Source organism: Myceligenerans halotolerans (assembly GCF_054782975.1).
Genome location: NZ_BAAGRL010000024.1, coordinates 37,188 through 55,450, shown reverse-complemented (window position 1 = coordinate 55,450; position 18,263 = coordinate 37,188). Strand labels below are relative to the sequence as shown.

The following is an 18,263-nucleotide window of genomic DNA, read 5'->3' as shown; positions in this document are numbered from 1 at the left end:
CATGGGTATCACCCGATCAGGTGCCACCTCCCGACCTATCCGGTCACTCCACCGAAGCATGTTTCACCCGGTCAGGCGTGTCACACCGCCACTCTGCGCAAATAGGCTTCACCGCAGGGCGATCCCAGCCGTGGGTTCGGCCGTTGCCGCCGTCGCACAGGAAGAGACCATGGGATTCGAGACACCGGAACCGGTCCTGAGAGACCTCGTCACGAACGCAGGCACCGGGAAGATCCAGCTACCGGACTTCCAACGGTCGTACCGTTGGGACGACGATCGGATCCGCGAGCTTCTCGTGACCGTCGTGAGAGGGCATCCCATGGGCGTCCTCATGCTGCTCGTCACCGGAAGCGACCACGTGCACTTCCAGCCTCGGCCGCTGGAGCGTGTCGCCTCTGACGCCGTCGAGAGCAGGCGCGACCTCGCTGAGCCCGAGGAACTGCTCCTCGACGGTCAGCAGCGAATGACGTCTCTCTACCAGGCGCTGACCGGGAGCGGTGTCGTCGAAACGATCGACGTGCGCAAGAAGCACATCGCCCGTCGCTACTTCCTCGATGTCGCCCTGGCTCTCGGCAGCCCGGCCGACCAGGACGCCGCGGTCCGCTCCCTTCCTGCTGACGGCATCCTGCGCACCAACTTCGACCGCGACGTCGAACTCGACGTGTCGACCACCGAGAAGCAGGTGGTGGCCGGTCTGATGCCCTTCACGTCGATCTTCAACGGCGAGTACACGGACTGGCTCTGGGAGTACGGGGACCTTCACCCGGACAACCGTTCGCGCGGACGCGAGATCAACGCTCTGATGAGCGCGATGCTCGCGTACAAGATCCCGGCGATCAGGCTCGACAAGGAGACCACGAAGGAGGCAGTGGCCACGGTCTTCAACAAGGTGAACCAGGGCGGACTTCGCCTCGACAACTTCGAACTCCTCACCGCGATCTTCGCCGGCGACCGCTCGTACTTCGACACCCACGGCGAGGACTTCCGGCTGCGGGACGACTGGGCCCTCACGAAGAAGATCCTGGAGGCGCACCCGGTTCTCAGCGAGATCAAGGAGACCGACTTCCTCCAGATGGTCCTCCTGCTCGCATCGCTCGACCGTCAGCGGGCCGACCTCTCAGATCCCTCGCGCAAGGATCGCCCGCGACCGGTCACGGGCCGCGGCGACGACGTCCTGGACATGACCCTGGAGGAGTATCTCCGCTGGGCGCCGCAGGTCCGCGAGGCACTGCCCTGGACGGCTCACTTCTACACCTCGTCCCACATCCACACGAAGCAGTTCCTCCCGTATCGCACGCAGTCCGTCCCGCTGACGGTTTTCCGCGTGCTGCTCGGTGACGAGGCCGACCTGCACTCCGTCAAGGAACGTCTTCGGCGCTGGTACTGGTGCGGCGTCCTGGGCGAGCTGTACGGGTCGACCACGGAGACCCGGTTCGCGCGCGACACCGAGCAGGTACCCGGCTGGGCTCTCGCCGCCAAGACCGGCGCCGACGCCGCCACGCCACGAACCGTCCAGGACGCACGGTTCTCCGAGTCGCGGCTCTGGTCCCTGCAGAGCCGCAACTCCGCCGCCTACAAGGGCATCTATGCCCTCATGCTCGCGCAAGGTCCGCACGACTGGCGCCAGGACCTGCTGCTCGACAACGCCGCCTACTTCGACCTCCAGGTCGACATCCACCACATCTTCCCCAAGAAGTTCTGCGAGGACAACAACCTCGACAAGGAGCGCTGGAACTCGGTGGTGAACAAGACGCCGCTGGCGAAGAAGACGAACATCTGGCTGGGCGGCCGCTCCCCCGAGATCTACACGGCACGTCTGGAAAGGGACCAGAAGTTCGCCCCCGGCCAGCTGGACGATCTGTTCCGGACGCACCTCGTCGATCCTGTTGCCCTGCGCGCGGCGGACTTCGACGCATTCTTCACCGCACGCCAGGAGGCGCTGGTGGCGATCGTCGAAAAGGCGATGGGCAAGCCGGTCTTTCGCGACCTGGCTGCCGGCGAGCCTACGGAGCTTCCTGCAAGCTACGACCCGGACGAGACCGACGACATCGACACCGACGACGACGTCCCCGAGCTGCCGGACGCATGGCACGACCTCAGCGACATCGCGAGCGGCGAGGAGCGGATCGCGCTTGCCGAGCTGGCCAGGTCCGGCGCCCCGCGGCCCGCCGTGGGATTCGAGGCAGACGGCATTCCGGTCGGCATCGGGTGGCCCGACCGCCAGATCGCCACCGACGTCGGACTCCTGACGGAGTACCAGGAGGAACTCACCGGCGAGGGCTGGAAGATCTTCCCCCTGGGCGATGACCTGGAGGCAGCACTCCGACGAAGGTGACGGACACCTGATCGGGTGCGGGGAGGTACCCGATCAGGTGATGTAGCAGCCGTTTCCTGCGGCGGACGATGAACTCGTCAACGTACGAACGAGGAGTTTCATCATGTCTGCGATCCAGCCCCGCCCTGTGCCGTCGACACCGAACCCGGCCTACGGCGCGACGCCGCCCGCTCCCGCCACGAACGGAGCGGCGACGGCGTCGCTCGTCCTGGGTATCGTCTCGCTCTCCCCCCAGACCGAAGTCTCACCCTTGCGGAGGCTGTCGAGGCGCCGTCGCACTTCTGCTGCCGCCGGTGACCCCGGAGGTGACTTGCGGGCGTTGGTTGTGATCATGCGCAGTTCTCGAACGTCGCGGAGCCACTCGTAGCTGGACCATTCCCGGATGTCTCGGCCGTAGCGCCGGCAGAACTCTTCGTACTCGGCACGGACGCCTCCCACCTGCGCCTCCTACCAGGACACGCCACCCCGGCCTACCTCGTCTGGGAAGGATGACAGCCCCGTCAGGCCGCGAAGCCCGCCTCGGCCAGCAGCGCGTCCCTGTTCGCGAGCACGAACTCCTTGAGCACAGCCGGCTTGAGGTCGATGGCTTCGAGTGATCCGTCGGTCAGCGGCACGTAGTCCAGGTCGTAGCCGCCACGCTCGGGCTTGCTGAACTCCGACCCATACCGCTCCGTCAGGTTCAACGACGTCAACCGCGCGAGGAAGAAGTACTGGATCGCCACGCCCGTGTCCGTCGGGTCCGAGGAGAAGAACACCTGCTGGTACCCGTCCGCCGTCGCACCGAGCTCCTCGGCCAACTCCCGACGCAGTGCGTCCTCGACCGTGGCGTCCGACTCCTCGACGCCGCCGCCGGGCGACGTCCAATACGGGTCCTGCCCCGGTTTGGTCCGCTTGATCAGGACCAACCAGCCCTCGTCGTCGATCACGATCCCCCGGGCTCCCCGACGCCCGACATTGATCCCCACAGCAGCGCTCATCCATCTTCTCCATCTTCTGTACGAGCGGCGTGACCGCCCCTGACATCAGCAAACCACCACGCTAGCGACCACAACATGCCTGCGCGCCCGGGCGTACGTGGACGGTTCGACGCCTGTTCAGCAGGTCTGGCCGTTCCGGGACAGGTGATCGTGAGGGGGTCTGCTGCCGCCGCTCGACGGTGCTCATCAGGCTCGGCCGTGACCGGCAGCGGTGCCAGCGAGACCTCGTCGCCGACGTCCGGGCGTCCGACCCCCTCGTAGCCGGCACGCCGCCACTTCTCCAGCGTGTGGACCGAGACGCCCAGCAGCTCCGCGGCCTGCTGGGGCGTGAAGTACCCCGTCGCCGGAAGGGTGGTGTGGCGGACGGGCCTCGGGCTGGGGCGGTGCTGGCGGCTCATCCAACGCAGGTGCGCAGGGCCAGCCGCCTCCTCCCAGCTTCTGACGTCCCGGGCTCGCAGCGCCGGGCAACGGGTTCGCGAAAGCGTGTCCAATCCGGGTCACCTCACGGTGTCGCGGACCCGTCCTTCCTGGTCAGACGCCAGCTACCCGGAAAGCAAGTACTTCTCGGTGTAAGTCATCCAGGCGGGCGCGGCCGTGCGCCGTCGTCCCGGCAAAATCAGCGATGAGTTCGGTCGCGACGTGACGGCTCGGAAGACCGGACGACCACGTACATGTGGGATAGAGTCGTGCGGTGCGGAAGTTCAACACGTCGGGTCCCTGCGAGCCAGAGTTCGACTACATGCTCCCGCTGGAGCCGCGGCTGCCGGAGATCCGGGGCCTCATCGAAGAGTCCGAGTACGTCGTTCTGCACGCCCCGCGTCAGTCCGGCAAGACCACGGTGGTACGGGCACTTGCGGAACGGCTGACGGCCGAGGGTGAGTTCGCGGCGCTGTACGTGTCGTGCGAGGAAGCGGCCAAGCTGGCGAGCAGGGATGTGAGGGAGTCTCAGCTGCGGCTGCTGGAAGCGATCACAGCCGAAGCGGAGGAGCGCCTGCCGAGTGAGCTTCGCCCTCCTGCGTGGCCAGATCGGCTGGCACCCGTTCGGGCCGGGTTGCGCGCTTGGTCTCAGGCATGTCCGCGTCGGGTGGTCCTGTTCCTGGACGAGTTCGACGGGTTCAAGAACGAAGTCATGGCGGATCTCCTGGGGCAGATCCGAGCTGGCCACGCCGATCGTAGGCGCGGCGCCTTCCCGTGGTCGATCGGGATGGTCGGGATGCGGCAGGTGCGGGACTTCAAGGTGGATTTCGGCCGGTCGAGTCCGTTCAACATCCAGACCACGATGCGGTTGCCGGACTTCACGCGGGACGAGGTCGTCGCCCTGCTCGGGCAGCACACCACCGAGACCGGGCAGCGCTTCGACGACTCGGCGCTCGAGACGGTCTGGCAGAGTACGTTCGGGCAGCCATGGCTGGTCAACGCCCTGGCCAAAGAAGCCACCGAGCGGATGAACGTTCCCCGGTCGGAGACGATCACGGGCCGGCACATCGACGAGGCGGCCAGCAGGCTGATCAAGACTCAGGCCATGCACCTGGACAACCTCGCCTCCCGGCTCCTGGAGCCGCGTGTGCGGGCGGTGATCGAACCGATGATCACCGGCACCGACCCGGACTACCAGCTGGGCTCGTACGACCGGGACGTGTCCTACGTCCGCGACCTGGGCCTGATCGCTGCCGACGACCCGGTACGCCCCGCCAACCCGATCTACTGGGAGGTCCTGCATCGCACGCTCTCGGCTCGCGCCGAAGGGCGGGTGCGCGACAACCCGCGCGACTACGTCCGCGCCGACGGCACGTTCGACTACCCCAAGTTCCTTGACGGCTTCATCCGCTTCTGGAAGGAGACGGGTGACGCCCTATCGGCGTCGAAGGACTATTACGAGATCGCACCCCACACCGTCATGTACGGGTGGATGCACAAGATCGGCAATGGTGGTGGCGACATCCACCGCGAGTACCCCCTCGGGCCGGGCAGGGCCGACGTTCTGCTGACCTGGTACCCGGGCGGACGCCTGTCCGACCGCGAACCCGAACGGTTCGCGCTCGAGCTCAAGGTCTGGCACCCCGGCAAGCCCGACCCGCTGATCAAGAGCCTGGAACAACTCGACACCTATCTCGACCAACTCAGCCTCGACACGGGGACTCTCGTCATCTTCGATGGTCGCCGCGAACGCGAACCCATCGGCCGACGTACCGCCCTCACTGAAACGACCAGTCCACAGGGACGTAGGATCACGCTCCTTCGAGCCTGACGTTCACTATGGATCCCGTCCCATGCACCTGTCCGTAGCGCGCGGAACAACGCGGCGAACTCGCGCCCGGGCGGGAACTTCCGCGAACCGGACCTGCTACGCGCGCTGCGCACCTACGCACGACGACGGGTGACCATCCCGCGATCGGCCTCGATGGATGGCCAAGCGGGTGACCACTATTCGAGGAGAGAGGCCCTGTGGTCGACGCCGCGGACATCCGCCAGGTCACGACGGGTGCGCCAGCCCGGTCTTTCTCCACAGGTCGACGACGTGGCCGATGACGCCCGCGACAGGCCGCGACTCGGTGAGATCCCATCCGGCACCACGCATCTGCTCCCGATACGGCGCGACACCACCCCCGTAGCAGTTCGCCACGAAGCAGCCGTCCGAGGTCGCGCAACGGCGAAGCTCACGGATCATCGACGTCGGGACCTTGAAGTGCACGACGAACAGCGCGTGCACGAGGTCGAAAGCGCCGGTCGCGAAGGGCAGCGGCCCTTCAGGTGCCACCACGACGGTGTCCAGTCGTTGGGCGGCGGCGAGGGATCTTGCGCTCATGTCACATCCGAGCACTCTCGGAGTGAATGTCTTCAGGACTTCAATTGCTTCGCCTGAGCCCGTACCGAAGTCAAGGATCCGGTCCGGCGTGATCCCGGCGTCACGGACGAGGTCGATCATCGCGGCCTGGACGGTGTCGTGCAGGCGTTGGTCCAGGACACGGTCTCGTTCGCGCAGCCGGAGTTCGCAGACCTCTTGGACGAGGTCGGGTTCCATCTCCGAGGGTGGGGTGGGGACGTAGAGGTAGTCCATGAACCGGTACCAGGTCCAGCCGTCGTGTTCGATCGTGCGGGGTCCAGTGCTGCCTTCGTTCATAAGAAGGTTCGGGCTGTGAGCAATGAGCTTCATGGCGTATCCCACGACCCGGTGGCCAGCCCGCGGGACTCCTGGAACGTGAGTTCGTCCCTGAGCAGGCCGGCGATCTCCGGGTAGTGCGGGTCGAGGAGGCTGAGCTGGTACTGGTACAGCTGGAACATCCAGCGCGGGATCTTCGACCACGCCGCGTCGGTCGGGCGCAGGTATCGCCAGGAGATGGTGTTGTCCAGGACGTCGCAGGCGTGCACGAGCAACGTGCCTGGATCGGCGTTCTTGAGGCGTGCGAGCTTGGCGAGCTTCCGCTCCCGTCGTTGCTCCCGGGTCTCGGCAGGGGAAGGGCTGGCCGCGCTCACGGCGTCGACGATCGCCGCAACTCGGGTACCGAACTGCCTCGTGATCCGGTCGAGGGGCGTGTCCGAGTCCTCGACGACGTCGTGCAGGAGCGCGGCGGCCACGATGTCCTGATCGGGTTTCTCGTCCCACGTGGCGGCCAGCCGGGCGACACGGATCGGGTGCGCGAGGTAGGCGGTGTCGTCGGCGCGGAGCTGGCCTCGGTGCGCCGTTGTAGCCAGGCGCAGGGCGTCACTGACAACTGCACGATCGATTGCCAGCCTGAGTAGTGGTGCTGCGTCTGAACCGGTCCGGCCATCCCCGGCGCGCATCTGGACGACCAGGTTGGCAAATTCAGGCGTCACCGAGCGTAAACCTCTGGATGACGTCGCCCTTGGCGCCCCGGGATCCGGCGAGCGCGATGTCGACGTGCGTGATCTGGCAGTCCGCGATGCGTCGCACGGTACGGGTCAGGAACTGGTCGACCGCGTCGTGCTGGTTCTCGACAACGGCGACCGTCAGGTGCGGATCGTCGGTTGTGCGGCCCAGTCCACTCAGGTGGTCGGCGATCCTTGCGCGCAGTGCACGTCGCCATTGACGGACAGGATCCGGCATGACGACGTCAGCGAGGACGTACCGTCCCGTGACGATCTCCCGCGCGACAGGTCCGAACCTCATCGGGAACGGTCTCGTGGTGCGCACGGCCCTGTCCAGGAGGGCAATCACGCGGGCGAGGGCACCTTGATCAGCCTCGCCCAGCGCGATCGTGACGTGCGGGCGACTGTTGCCGTCTGAACCGAGCCGGATCTGGGAGCCGAACTGGTCGGCGATAGCAGCGTTCAGCCGGACGAGGTCGTCTGCGGCGGCTCCTTCAACGGCGAAGCTCACTCCAACCTTCTGCGGGAGCTCGTTCACTGTTCACTCGCCTTCGGCTCGACGATTGAGGCGATGATGTCGGACGTCGATCTCAGAAGTGGCCTTTCCATGATGGTGAAGGTGACGCCACGCGACTCCAGGTCGACGCGATCAGCGAGGTCGATCCACTCGAAGTGGCTTGCGCAGAACCGTGCCGGGCGGACGGCGCGGATCGCGGCGGTCACGGCGTCGGCGTCATGCGCGACGATGTAGTCGACACAGGCAAGCGCGCTGAGGATCTCCGCCCGTTCACCGAACGACAGGATCGGCCGTGCAGGACCTTTGACCCGACGTACGGACCTGTCCGTGGCGAGCCCGACGACGAGAGTGTCGCCCAGGGCCCGTGCGCCCACGAGGGACCTGACGTGGGCGGCGTGAGTGAGGTCGTAGACACCCTTGGTCATGACGATCTGGCCGAGTGCGGCACGAAAGCCGTCATCGGCGAACAGCGGCAGGGGGACGAGCCTGGTCCTCACGTACCGGCCTCCAGGGTGCGTGCGACGTCGTCGGGCGCCAGCTGCGCGATGGCCTCCAGGACGAACTGGGCGGTCGCGCGGACCGCGCCGTCGAAGCGGGCGGTGTCGACCAGGACTACCGGTAGACCCGTTGTGCTCGGCGAGCCGGCCACGAAGTTGGTCGCGGCGTCATGCAACGCCGTGAGCCTGGCGGTATTCATGATGCGGCCGTCGGCCGTGGTCAGCCGGTTCGAGTGTTCGCGCTGCAGGCTGAGCTCAGGCGAGGTCGTGAACACGAAGCACAGATCGACCTTCGACTGCACGTCCGGCAGGCCGGCGATCTGCTCGATCGCGGCGGCATGCGCATCGCCGATCAAACCGAGGGACTGCAGTGCGCGAGAGAAGATAACCCGGTCGTTCAGGCCGCGGTCGAGGAGATGGAAGCGCGGCGGGCGTTCGTCGGCGCCGATCGCCGCGACGTACTGCAGCGCGCTGCCCGCGAGATACAGGTTCAGGCTCGTGAGATCCTTCTTGCCCACCGGCGCGTACCTCCCGCCGCCGTGGAAATCTCCGACCGCCCATCCGGCGCGGCGGATCCGGTGCGAGACGATGTCCAGCACGGTGGTCTTGCCGCTCTTGGGCATGCCGGCGAACTCGATCACCACATCGCGAGCCAGCGTACTCACGCAAGGGTCTCCTTGGGCTCGGCGGGACGGCTGAACACTTGGATGCAGAGATTCTCGGCAGGCTGCTCGCCGCGTGCGGCCAGGTAGAACTCCATGTGGCCGAGCACTGCCTGCCGGTTCCTGGCCACGCTGTACGCCGCCATCTGCTTGGCGATCTGTAACGCCCTCGCCCGTGACGACATGGTCCCGCGCGAATACTCGTACGCCCACTCGATGACGTCGGACCAGGCCCGTTTCATCTGTCCGGAGCGACGTTTGAGCTGGACACCTTTGATCGCGTCAGCGAGCAGGGCCTTGGACTCGTCTGCCTCACCGTTCTTGAGGGCCACGAGTGCGGCGAAGAACGATGAGGTCGGCTCCATCGGTGCCAGCGACATCGCGGTCCGGTGCGCTTCGAGCGCTTCGGCCCACCGGCCCTGGTCGCGAAGCAGGAGACCGAGGTAGTCCCAGCTCTCGTACGACGCCCCGTCCGCACGGATCGCCTTGAGAAGGTGATCCATTGCCCGGTCCGGTGCCTCGTATCGGTACGCGGTCGCCAGGGCGCGCCAGGTCCCGGCCGAGTCGGCGTCGTCCGGGTCGGCAGCCTCCAGTACGGCCTCGGCGACCCGGTTGATGCCCTTGTTGATGTACGACCGGGCCAGCCGCACCCGTATCCGCCCGTTGCCCGGCTGGATCTCCAACGCCTGCTGGTAGTAGGCGATCGCCCGGTCGTAGTCCGCCTCGACGTACGCCGACTGTCCCTCGTTGAACAGGTGCGCCGCCAGCACGATGCGCTCCGACTCCTGCTCGAACGCTTGCAGCCGCTCGTCCAGCTCGGCCCGACGACGGGCTGCCTCCGCGAGCTCAGTGCGTAGCGCTTCCCGGTCACGACGCACTTCGTTCAGCGTCCGGACCCCGAGCACCGCGACGACCGCGAGGGCGAAGGTGATGACCGTAATCGCGGCCATGGCTACGGCGATCGTCAGGTTGGCGAAGTCGATGTAGGTCGACGGGTCGAAACCGGGGTGAGAAGGGGCGGGTGCCGGTGTAGCCAGGTGCAAGCGCCTGTCCACGGGCCTCCCTCCGCTCAGCCGTGGCCTGAGGCTATGGTACGCAATGCGCCCCCGTAAACACCCAGGTCACGCGCTGTGGGCAGCAGGACCAGGGCCCATTCCGGACCATCTAGATCAACGCGAAGACTACGCTCCCAGCGTGAAGTACCCCGTCTCGCGGGAGCATGGCGTGGCGAGAAGGCTGGCGGCTCCAGGTCCGAAAGATTCTGGCTGGTCAAAGCCCCGAGTGGTTTTCCCGGGACCCCCGAATCCAGACGTCGCTGGACGTACGTCAGCGCCAGGACTGCGGAACACTTCGAAGCATGGAGATGCACCGCACAGAGGACAGGTTGGGTATCGCCCACACGTGGGGCACTGGACCTGAGGTGATCTTTCTCAGCAATCCGCTCGCAGACCCTGTCGCGTGGTCGGCAGGAGTGCGTGACGATCTCGTTGCTCGTGGTCATCGGGTCACGACATTCGAGCACCGGCCGGCGGCTTTCGACTGGCAGAGTGTCGTCGCCTGCGTCGAGGAGTTCGTTGCACGCCGACCGGATCCGGTCGCGTTGGTCGGATGGTCGCAAGGCGCGGCGATCGCACAGGAGGTGGCGCTTGCGTCCCGGGAGCGTGTCCGAGTTGCCGTGCTGCTGGCCACCTACGGGCGTCAGAACGAGATCGACAGGATCCTGCAGAAGTCATGGGACGTTCTCGCGATAGATGGCGAGGACTGTCTCCGACTCGCCCTGCGGCTGTTGACCGCGTTCCCACCCGACAAGCTCGCCGATGATTCGTTCGTCGAGTCCATGCGACTCCAGGCAGAGTGGTCTGAGCGACCTGACGCGCTAGCCAGGCGCCGTGCGGCCGAGTTCATCTCGACATACCAGGACCGACTTCCGTACCTCGCAGGCATGACGACGCGCTGTCTCGTCGTGGGCTTCGAACTCGACACCGACACCTTCGCAGCACGAGCCCAAGAAGTTGCAGAGGCGATCCCCTTCGCCGAGTACATCGAGCTGACTGGGCTCGGGCACGCTGCACCCTTCACCGATCCGGACCGCGTTTGGCCGATGGTCGCCGAGTTCCTCAGCCAGCACCATGCTCCAGGGGCAGCGTCGTAGATGCGCTGGAGCGCGAAGCGGCCCGCACCTACGGCCGCTGTTCGGCGGGGTCGATGACGGTACGTCCGCCGCCTCCGCGGCAGTGGCCGCGCACGAGGAAGCCGTTGCCCCCGAACAGTCGCACGAACGAGGTTCCTGGTGCGTCGGAGCGCTACTCGGTGACGCTGATCTGGTCCCCGTCGACCGACACCGCAACCCCGGGGAGCGGGTCCTGGCTCTCCGGCGTCAGACCGGACGCGGCCTGGACCACGGATCCGTCCTCGATCGAGAACCTGCTGCCGTGGCACGCGCAGTCGATGGTGCCGTCGCGCACCGCGCTCACGGTGCACCCCTGGTGTGTGCAGATGGCCGAGAAGCCTCTGAAGTCGCCTTCTGTCGGCTGCGTGATCACGATCCGCTGGTCGGCGAGGATCAGTCCCCCGCCGACCTCGACCTCGCCCGTGCCGGCCACGACGTTGGCTCCGGCGCCCGCCTCGCCTTCGGGTGCGGCGTCGCCCTCAGGCGGGTCGACCAGGGGCGGCTGCTCGTCGTCGACGCCGTAGACCGCACACCCGCTCGCCGCGCTCACGACACCGACGGCGCCGAGCACCAGCACGTTCCGCCTCGGAGTGGTTCCCGCCCTGGGAGTGATACCTGACATGCCGCCTCCTAGAATCGAACGCCGAATGTCGTGAAGAACCACAGGGACGACGTCCACCAGAGGGCTACCAGCAGGGTGAACGACGTCCCGCCGAGGACGGGCAGCGCCCAGCCCGGCAGACCGTTCAGCCGCAGCCCGAGCATCTTGACGGTGAAGGCACCGAAGAAGAGGGTCCCGGCGGCCGAGTGGATAAGCACACGGGGCGTCGCGGCCTGGAACCCGAGCGCATAGAGACAGTGGACGGCGACCGGTATGGTCAGGAGGAACGCCACCCGCCCCGACCAGCGGTGTACCGCGCCGGTCCAGCGCGGCGGGTCGGACGGGCCGATCTTGCCGTACATCACCAGGGCCGACACCACCTGCACGATCGCGAGCAGCAGCGCGGCCGATGCGAGCCAGACCTTGGCCTCGAGCTGGCCCGAGAAGCCCGCGACGTTGACGGCGACCCCAGTCGGGGAGTGCACGTTCCCGTACACGCCAAGCACGACGGAGACGACTGCACCGACGAGGAACGGTACGAGCAGCAGCGGCGCGCTGCGGTCGGACGTGCCGGCTTCACTCGCCAGGTTCATCAAAAGCTCCCGTCTACCTGGAGCTCGGCCGTCACGGCCGTGCCCTCGATCGTGACCCGGCCGGTGGCGGGGTCGATCCCGTCCGTGGGTTGTGTCTCGCCGTCGATGCGGACAGCTCCGATCTGCGAGCCGTCGGGGAGGACGATCCAGCCGCCCACCACCTCGGCCCCGGACACGGTGTCGGCAAAGCGATACAGCCCGTCCGGTGGGGCGACCTGTGCGACGTCGAAGGTCCAGGTAAGGCCGTCGACAGCCACTTCGCCCGTGACGGCGGACTCGTCGTACGCGGCGGACAGCGTCCCCCGTGCGCCGGTGAGCTCGACACGCCCGTCGGCTGCGGTCCCGCTCAGCCACGCCTCGATGCTCGCGCCGTCGCAGACATACGCGATCGCCTCGGCCCCGTCGATGACCACGGCCACCGACGCATGCTCGCCGTCGACGTAGCCGACATAGCTCGCCGGCTCGGGCGTCTCCTCTGAGGCTTCCGGCTCGGGTGTGGCCGCCGACGGCGACGGTTCGGCGGACTCGCTGGCCGCGGCCGGCGTCGCCGGGGTCTGCGAGGAGCCGGCGTCTTGCGCGTCGTCGACCGCCGGTTCCGCGGGCGTCGCGGCCATGCCGGCCACGAGTAGCCCGACACCGAGCGCACCACCGGTGAGCAGGGTGATCAGTGGTCCGTTGCGGGGCATCCTCGACCCTTCGTCGTTGCAGGTAGATCGGACTGAGACTGGGCTGGCACTTGCGATTTCGCGCTCAGCGTACCGACGGTGACCGGCGCTGAACAGAGGACGACGAGAACCAGGTGAAATCGAGACAATCGAGAACGACAGCGTGATCCGAGCGGAGGCTGCGCACCTGGCCGGCGAGGTGAAAAATACCCCGGCACCACGACCGTCGTCCTACGGCACCGTCTCAGGAGCGGCGGGTAGCGTTCTCGTACCGGCGATGATTCCGGTACCGGCGAGAGAGGAGAGACCAGTGTCGGAGATCGACGAAGGGCGTGGCGCGGCGGTCCCGCGGGGCAATGCGGCGGGCGCGGACTCGACGGGAGCGGACGACGTCGACGGTGTCGCGTTCCTGTCCGACCGGCCCGGCAAGTTCGACCTGGACGGCGACGGCGTGCCCGACGTGGAGACCGCCGACACCACCGGCGACGGCGTCGTCGACGCCCAGTTCGAGGACTACGACGGCGACGGCGTGCCGGACCTCGAGATGTACGACACCAGCGGCGACGGCAAGCCGGACTTCGTCCACGACGTGGCCGGCGGCGTCGAGTCGATCTCGGTCGACACGAACGGCGACGGCGAGGACGACGTGCGGGACACGTTCCCGGCCTGAGGGTCTGCCTGCGGCTGCCCTCGAGGCCGACGGGCCTTTCAGGCGAGTTTCCGGCTACCCCGTGATGACGGTCGGGTCGCCCGTGTACCAGGTGCACTCGATGTAGACGTCGTTCATGCGCCACAGGTTGCCGGCGCGGCGGGCGCTGACCGCGTACAGGTTCTTCAGGAGCGCGTGGCGTGAGTGGTCTCCGGTCGGCAGGTGCTGCGCCTCGACCAGCGCCGTCATCGTCGCGGTGTCGCCGTCGATCCGGACCCTGGGATTGGTGACGACGTGGGTCGTGTCGAGCCGGGCGCCCGGGTTCATGATGATGCCGGTGATCATCTCCCGGCCGCGCATCAGCGGGACGTCGATCCCACAGGTGGTGGCGGCCGGCCGGAAGTCGAGGACGGCGTCCTCGGTGAACGCGGACTCGAACAGTTCGCGGGACCCTGGGGCGTATCGACGGTCCTGCGCCAGGCCGAAACGTAGCAGGGCATCGACGACGGCGTGGCTCCGGGCGGCGGATGGGTCGTCGACGACGGACGTGGTGATCTCGGGCTGCAGAGTGAACATGGCAGCACCGTAAAGTTGTACACCGGTGTCAAGGTCAAGCGGGGTCGCCGGAGTATGGCATGAGGGTCCAGGAACTTGCCGACCGGGCGGGTGTCTCGGCACGCTCGGTCCGTCACTACGACCGCGCCGGACTGCTGCCGTCGCGCAGGCTCCCGAACGGCTACCGCGAGTTCGACGAGCGGGCCGTCGAACTCGTCCGCACCGTCAAGCGCATGATCGAGTCCGGCCTGCCGGTTCATGACATCGTGACCCTGCTGCCGTGCCTCACCGCCGAAGGAGAGTTCAACGGGTGCGACGACGCCCGTCGCCTGCTGGACGCCCACATCGAGCGTCTGCAGAACGACGTCGCACGGACCCGGCGCACGCTCGAACTGCTCGACGAGCGGCGACGCAACATGTCACCCGCGATCACGCAGGCGGGAGGACGCGCGCCTGACCCTCACCACGACGCCCCCAGGTGAGGCTCCTGGGAGCCGGGGGCCTTGCCTCTGGGCCGAGGGCGCGGAGGAGCAGAACGGCACAGCATTCGACCAGAGCGATATCGACGGGCGATTCGGGGACAACACTGTCCACGCGACGCAGGATCTGACGAACAGGTGGACCAGGTTCGGGTGGGGTGAGCGCAGCTGGGTGGACGACGAGATCTGGGGATCAGGGCACTTCTGGCGCGGGCCGTGGCACCTGCGCCGCCAGGCTCCGGGGGGCCTGGATGCAGTAGGAGTCGGTGAGCAGCTCGGCCAGTTCGTCCCAGTCGGTGTGCTCGTCGAGCACCATGCCGACGACGTTGCTTCCCCAGCTCGCCTTGAAGTACCGCGGTCCGAGGTGCTGGAACGCCTGGACCTCGTCGGGCTCGGCACGGAACGTGATCCGGATCAGGCCGTCCTCTCCCCCGAACACGTGCCCTACCGTCGCGCCGCGGGTCTTCCAGGCGACGCCGGTCCAGGCGTCGTGCTCGTGGCACTCGGGGAGGCGCTCGAGGATGGCGGCGACTCGGAGGACGGTATCGGTCGGGACGGGTGCTCGTTCGCTCACCCCTGGAGTCTTGCACCAGACACTGACAGCGACCGGCAGGTCGCGGGCCGCCGCGGGCATGCCCTCCGGGAGGGCATGCCCGCGGCGGTCAGCCGTCCTGCCGGAACACCATCGACCAGCTGGCCGGCGCAGGGGCCACCTCGTACGCGGGCAGGACGTCGGGTCCGCAGGAGGCCGACCCGACGCCACGCTGTGCGTGGTCGAGGTTGATCCACAGCACGTCGCCGGCCACGAGGTCCGTCGTGTGCTGCGCCGCGGCGAGGTCGTGGTGCGTCCAGCGCCGGACGGTCGCCTCCACGGGCGTTCCCACCGCGTCCACCGCCAGGGATCTGCCCTCTCGGCTGAGCCGAAGGTGGCGCACGGCCGCGCGGGCGCCGTTCTCCTGGGGGCGCACGTAGGGCGTCTGCCAGTCGCGGACGGTGGTCCGCCAGGCCCCGATCCGCGCGGCGAGCGCCGAGTCGGCGTACGCCTCGCCCGGCCCGGCTCCGAACCACGCGACCTCCGTCGCGTCGTCGGCCAGCGGTCCGCGGACCCCGAGCCGCACGCCCCAGCGGGGCACCGGCACCTCCCAGCGTCCCAGGGGCACGAGTTCGACGTCCAGGCGCACACCCCCGTCGACGGGCGTCCAGCGGAACGTCCCGCGCGCGCCGGTGTCGGTACCGGCGGGGAGCGCGTGCTCCACGACCACCAGCGTGCCGTCGTCGTCGCGCACCTCGACGGTGCGGTGGCGCACGCGGTGCAGCCCGAGGCGGTGCCACTGGTCGGCGACCTGCCGCTGCCACCCGAGCCGGTCGTTGTCGACAGGTGCCCGCCACAGGTCGACGTGCGGCGGCTCGGTCGCCATGTCGCCGAGCGCGACCAGCCGGCCGTCGGCATCCAGTACCGCCGGGCCGACCTGCCGGCCGCGCGCCGTCGTCAGCGCCGCGCCCGCGACGACGGGTGCGCGGCGGGCGGCCGCCACCCGCTCCTGGGTCCAGGCCACCTCGTGACCGGCCGTCGCCCAGGACGTGTCGTGCGCCAGCACCGCACGGACCGTCAGCCAGCGCTCTCCCGTCGCTCCCGTCGTACGGCACGCCGCGTCCGGGAGCTGCACCCTCGCGGTCTCGCCCGGGGCGACGGGCTCCACCTCGACGTCTCCGCCGGCGACCGGCACGCCGTCGTCGGCGAGCTCCCAGACGAACCGGAGGTAGCCGGTCGTCACGTGGGCGTGCACGCTGCGCACGACGAGCACGCCGTCGTCCGCGTGCATCCGCACGGGTTCGACGACCTTCTTCAGTTCCAGGAGTCCGGGCGACGGCGTCCGGTCGGGCAGGACGAGGCCGTCGGCGATGAAGTTGCCGTCGTGGAGTTCCTCGCCGAAGTCGCCGCCGTAGGCGTGGTAGGTGCGCCCGTCGGCCGTACGCCGGGCGATGCCGTGGTCGATCCACTCCCAGACGAACCCGCCGGCGAGCCGGTCGTACGTCTCGAACAGGTCCTGGTAGTCGCTCAGGCCCCCGGGGCCGTTGCCCATCGCGTGGGCGTACTCGCACAGCACGAACGGCCTGGTGCGCCGCCGGGCGTCGAGGCGGGGATCCTGCGTCGGCGGCTCCTGTCGGCGCCCGATCAGGGCGACCTCGTCCGGGTGGGCGTACATGCGCGAGTAGAGGTCGACGTCGGGGCAGTCCCAGTCGCCCTCGTAGTGCACGAGCCGTGACGGGTCGCGGTCCTTCGCCCAGCGTGCCATCGCGCGCAGGTTCTCGCCGGTGCCCGCCTCGTTGCCGACGGACCAGATGATCACGCCGGCGTGGTTCTTGTCCCGTTCGACCGTGCGGCGCATGCGTTCCAGCATCGCTTCGTGCCACTGCGGGTCGTCGCTCGGGTTCGCGCGCCACCCCACGTCGACGAACCCGTGGGTCTCCAGGTCGCACTCGTCCAGCACCCACAGCCCGTACTCGTCGCACAGGTCGAGGAACTCGGTCGCCGGAGGGTAGTGGCTCGTGCGGACGGCGTCGATGTTGTGCCGCTTCATCAGCAGCACGTCGGCGAGCATCGTCTCGCGGTCGAGCGTGCGCCCGGTCACCGGATGCCACTCGTGACGGTTGACGCCGCGCAGCAGCAGCGGCGCGCCGTTGACCTCGAGACGGCCGTCGCGCACCTCGACCCTGCGGAACCCGACGCGCAGGGCGACGGACTCCGTGGCGGTCCGCACCGTGACGTCGTACAGCCGGGGCCGTTCGGCCGACCACGGCTCGACCTGCCGCGACGCGGACTCGCGTGCGTCCGCACCGGCCAGGTCGAGCTCCGGTGCGTCCAGCAGCACCTCGTCGGCGTCGGTGAGGACGTCCAGGGCCAGGGTCCCGGTGCCCGTCGCCGGGTCGTAGTCCGCGTGGACGAACACGTCCTCGATCCCCGCCCGGGGTCGTTCGAGCAGCGTGACGGAGCGGAAGATCCCGGACGTCCACCACATGTCCTGGTCCTCGAGGTAGCTGGCGGCCGACCACTGGTACACGCGGACGGCCAGCACGTTCACGCCGGGCCGTGCCTCGACCTCGAACTCGGAGGTCAGGCGCGAGCCCGTGCCGTGCCCGATGCGTTGCCCGTTCCACCAGACGACGAACGAGGAGTCGACGCCGTCGAAGCGCAGCACGGTGCGCGCACCGTCCGCCGCCCAGCCCGCCGGGACGTCGATGATCGTGCGGTACTCGCCGGTCGGGTTCTCCCGTGGGACGTGGGGCGGATCCACGGGGAACGGATACGTCACGTTGACGTATGCGGGTGTGCCGTACCGGGCGCCCTCGACGCCGTCGGGCCCGAGGCCGGCGAGCTGCCAGCTCGACGGGACGTCGATCCGGTCCCAGGCCGAGTCGTCGAAGTCCTGCGCCTCGAACCCCTCGGTCACCTCGTGCGGCCCGGCCGCGAGCCGGAACGCCCAGGCCCCGTCGAGCAGCAGCTGCGGTGCGTCCGACCTGAGTCGCGCGCGGGCGGGCAGGCGGCCGGAGCCCGGCGCGGTCGACGTGAGGGCGGGTTCGGTCGAGGCGGTGGTGGTGGTCACCTGAGCTGAGCCGTGAACGCTCACGGGACGACGGTACACAGTCGTGGTCCGCCGGTCAACGGGCTCCGTCGCCGGATGGTCGGTCGGATGTCGGATGATCGGCTCCCCGGGCGGCCGATCTTCCGACATC

Annotated in this window: 19 protein-coding genes; 5 read left to right on the top strand and 14 right to left on the bottom strand. The window is 68.4% G+C overall.

Annotation, left to right across the window (positions count from 1 at the left end; translation table 11 throughout):
• Positions 1 to 169: 169 nt before the first annotated feature.
• Entirely contained in the window at positions 170 to 2,335 is a 2,166-nt protein-coding gene (locus ACYVK5_RS16545) for a GmrSD restriction endonuclease domain-containing protein (protein ID WP_460706961.1), read from the top strand.
• Between the two features lie 150 nt (positions 2,336 to 2,485).
• Here the strand turns inward: ACYVK5_RS16545 and ACYVK5_RS16540 are convergent, their stop codons facing one another.
• Together ACYVK5_RS16540 and ACYVK5_RS16535 are read right to left on the bottom strand one after the other, a co-directional pair.
• A complete protein-coding gene (locus ACYVK5_RS16540) occupies positions 2,486 to 2,773 on the bottom strand; it encodes a hypothetical protein (protein WP_460706959.1) in 288 nt (95 codons plus the stop codon).
• 62 nt (positions 2,774 to 2,835) lie between these two features.
• Positions 2,836 to 3,312 carry an NUDIX domain-containing protein gene (locus ACYVK5_RS16535; RefSeq protein ID WP_460706957.1) on the bottom strand — a complete coding sequence of 159 codons (477 nt, stop codon included), beginning with the start codon at positions 3,310 to 3,312 and terminating at the stop codon, positions 2,836 to 2,838.
• 691 nt (positions 3,313 to 4,003) lie between these two features.
• Between ACYVK5_RS16535 and ACYVK5_RS16530 the strand changes: the two genes are divergently transcribed.
• Positions 4,004 to 5,560 (top strand): AAA family ATPase, encoded by a 1,557-nt coding sequence (locus ACYVK5_RS16530; RefSeq protein ID WP_460706955.1) that lies wholly within the window; start codon positions 4,004 to 4,006, stop codon positions 5,558 to 5,560.
• 225 nt (positions 5,561 to 5,785) lie between these two features.
• Here the strand turns inward: ACYVK5_RS16530 and ACYVK5_RS16525 are convergent, their stop codons facing one another.
• Genes ACYVK5_RS16525 through ACYVK5_RS16500 form a run of 6 tightly spaced genes read right to left on the bottom strand, consistent with a single transcriptional unit; the run spans position 5,786 to position 9,871 of the window.
• Complete coding sequence (locus ACYVK5_RS16525; RefSeq protein ID WP_460706953.1) at positions 5,786 to 6,466, bottom strand: class I SAM-dependent methyltransferase; 681 nt, start codon at positions 6,464 to 6,466, stop codon at positions 5,786 to 5,788.
• Complete coding sequence (locus ACYVK5_RS16520) at positions 6,463 to 7,128, bottom strand: HD domain-containing protein (protein ID WP_460706951.1); 666 nt, start codon at positions 7,126 to 7,128, stop codon at positions 6,463 to 6,465. The genes ACYVK5_RS16525 and ACYVK5_RS16520 overlap by 4 nt, the downstream gene beginning before the upstream one ends.
• On the bottom strand, positions 7,118 to 7,678 hold the full coding sequence (locus ACYVK5_RS16515) for a 2'-5' RNA ligase family protein (protein ID WP_460706949.1): 561 nt from the start codon (positions 7,676 to 7,678) through the stop codon (positions 7,118 to 7,120). Before ACYVK5_RS16515 ends, ACYVK5_RS16520 begins: the two co-directional genes overlap by 11 nt.
• Positions 7,675 to 8,154: an adenylyltransferase/cytidyltransferase family protein gene (locus tag ACYVK5_RS16510; protein ID WP_460706947.1), complete on the bottom strand. Its 480-nt coding sequence runs from the start codon at positions 8,152 to 8,154 to the stop codon at positions 7,675 to 7,677. The genes ACYVK5_RS16515 and ACYVK5_RS16510 overlap by 4 nt, the downstream gene beginning before the upstream one ends.
• Positions 8,151 to 8,798, bottom strand: a complete 648-nt coding sequence (locus tag ACYVK5_RS16505) for a hypothetical protein (protein WP_460706945.1) — start codon at positions 8,796 to 8,798, stop codon at positions 8,151 to 8,153. Before ACYVK5_RS16505 ends, ACYVK5_RS16510 begins: the two co-directional genes overlap by 4 nt.
• Positions 8,799 to 8,815: 17 nt before the next feature.
• Positions 8,816 to 9,871, bottom strand: coding sequence for a tetratricopeptide repeat protein (locus ACYVK5_RS16500; RefSeq protein WP_460706943.1), 1,056 nt, complete (start codon positions 9,869 to 9,871; stop codon positions 8,816 to 8,818).
• Between the two features lie 302 nt (positions 9,872 to 10,173).
• Here ACYVK5_RS16500 and ACYVK5_RS16495 point away from each other — a divergent pair, with 302 nt between their 5' ends.
• Positions 10,174 to 10,968, top strand: coding sequence for an alpha/beta fold hydrolase (locus ACYVK5_RS16495; protein ID WP_460706941.1), 795 nt, complete (start codon positions 10,174 to 10,176; stop codon positions 10,966 to 10,968).
• 151 nt (positions 10,969 to 11,119) lie between these two features.
• Here ACYVK5_RS16495 and ACYVK5_RS16490 read toward each other — a convergent pair whose 3' ends face one another.
• The 3 genes from ACYVK5_RS16490 to ACYVK5_RS16480 are packed head-to-tail and all read right to left on the bottom strand — an operon-like array spanning position 11,120 to position 12,866.
• Positions 11,120 to 11,608, bottom strand: coding sequence for a Rieske (2Fe-2S) protein (locus ACYVK5_RS16490; RefSeq protein ID WP_460706939.1), 489 nt, complete (start codon positions 11,606 to 11,608; stop codon positions 11,120 to 11,122).
• A gap of 8 nt (positions 11,609 to 11,616) precedes the next feature.
• Positions 11,617 to 12,180 (bottom strand): DUF6529 family protein, encoded by a 564-nt coding sequence (locus ACYVK5_RS16485; RefSeq protein WP_460706937.1) that lies wholly within the window; start codon positions 12,178 to 12,180, stop codon positions 11,617 to 11,619.
• Complete coding sequence (locus tag ACYVK5_RS16480; protein ID WP_460706935.1) at positions 12,180 to 12,866, bottom strand: hypothetical protein; 687 nt, start codon at positions 12,864 to 12,866, stop codon at positions 12,180 to 12,182. Before ACYVK5_RS16480 ends, ACYVK5_RS16485 begins: the two co-directional genes overlap by 1 nt.
• Before the next feature lie 289 nt (positions 12,867 to 13,155).
• Here ACYVK5_RS16480 and ACYVK5_RS16475 point away from each other — a divergent pair, with 289 nt between their 5' ends.
• Positions 13,156 to 13,515, top strand: coding sequence for a hypothetical protein (locus ACYVK5_RS16475; protein WP_460706933.1), 360 nt, complete (start codon positions 13,156 to 13,158; stop codon positions 13,513 to 13,515).
• Positions 13,516 to 13,569: 54 nt separating this feature from the next.
• Here the strand turns inward: ACYVK5_RS16475 and ACYVK5_RS16470 are convergent, their stop codons facing one another.
• Positions 13,570 to 14,070 carry a nuclear transport factor 2 family protein gene (locus ACYVK5_RS16470; protein WP_460706931.1) on the bottom strand — a complete coding sequence of 167 codons (501 nt, stop codon included), beginning with the start codon at positions 14,068 to 14,070 and terminating at the stop codon, positions 13,570 to 13,572.
• Between the two features lie 59 nt (positions 14,071 to 14,129).
• On the opposite strand from ACYVK5_RS16470, the gene ACYVK5_RS16465 reads away from it, so the two are divergent.
• A complete protein-coding gene (locus ACYVK5_RS16465; protein ID WP_460706929.1) occupies positions 14,130 to 14,531 on the top strand; it encodes a MerR family transcriptional regulator in 402 nt (133 codons plus the stop codon).
• A gap of 190 nt (positions 14,532 to 14,721) precedes the next feature.
• On the opposite strand, the gene ACYVK5_RS16460 is transcribed toward ACYVK5_RS16465, so the two are convergent.
• Together ACYVK5_RS16460 and ACYVK5_RS16455 are read right to left on the bottom strand one after the other, a co-directional pair.
• Entirely contained in the window at positions 14,722 to 15,102 is a 381-nt protein-coding gene (locus ACYVK5_RS16460; protein ID WP_460706927.1) for an MmcQ/YjbR family DNA-binding protein, read from the bottom strand.
• Positions 15,103 to 15,190: 88 nt separating this feature from the next.
• Entirely contained in the window at positions 15,191 to 18,157 is a 2,967-nt protein-coding gene (locus ACYVK5_RS16455; RefSeq protein WP_460706925.1) for a glycoside hydrolase family 2 TIM barrel-domain containing protein, read from the bottom strand.
• Positions 18,158 to 18,263: the final 106 nt, after the last annotated feature.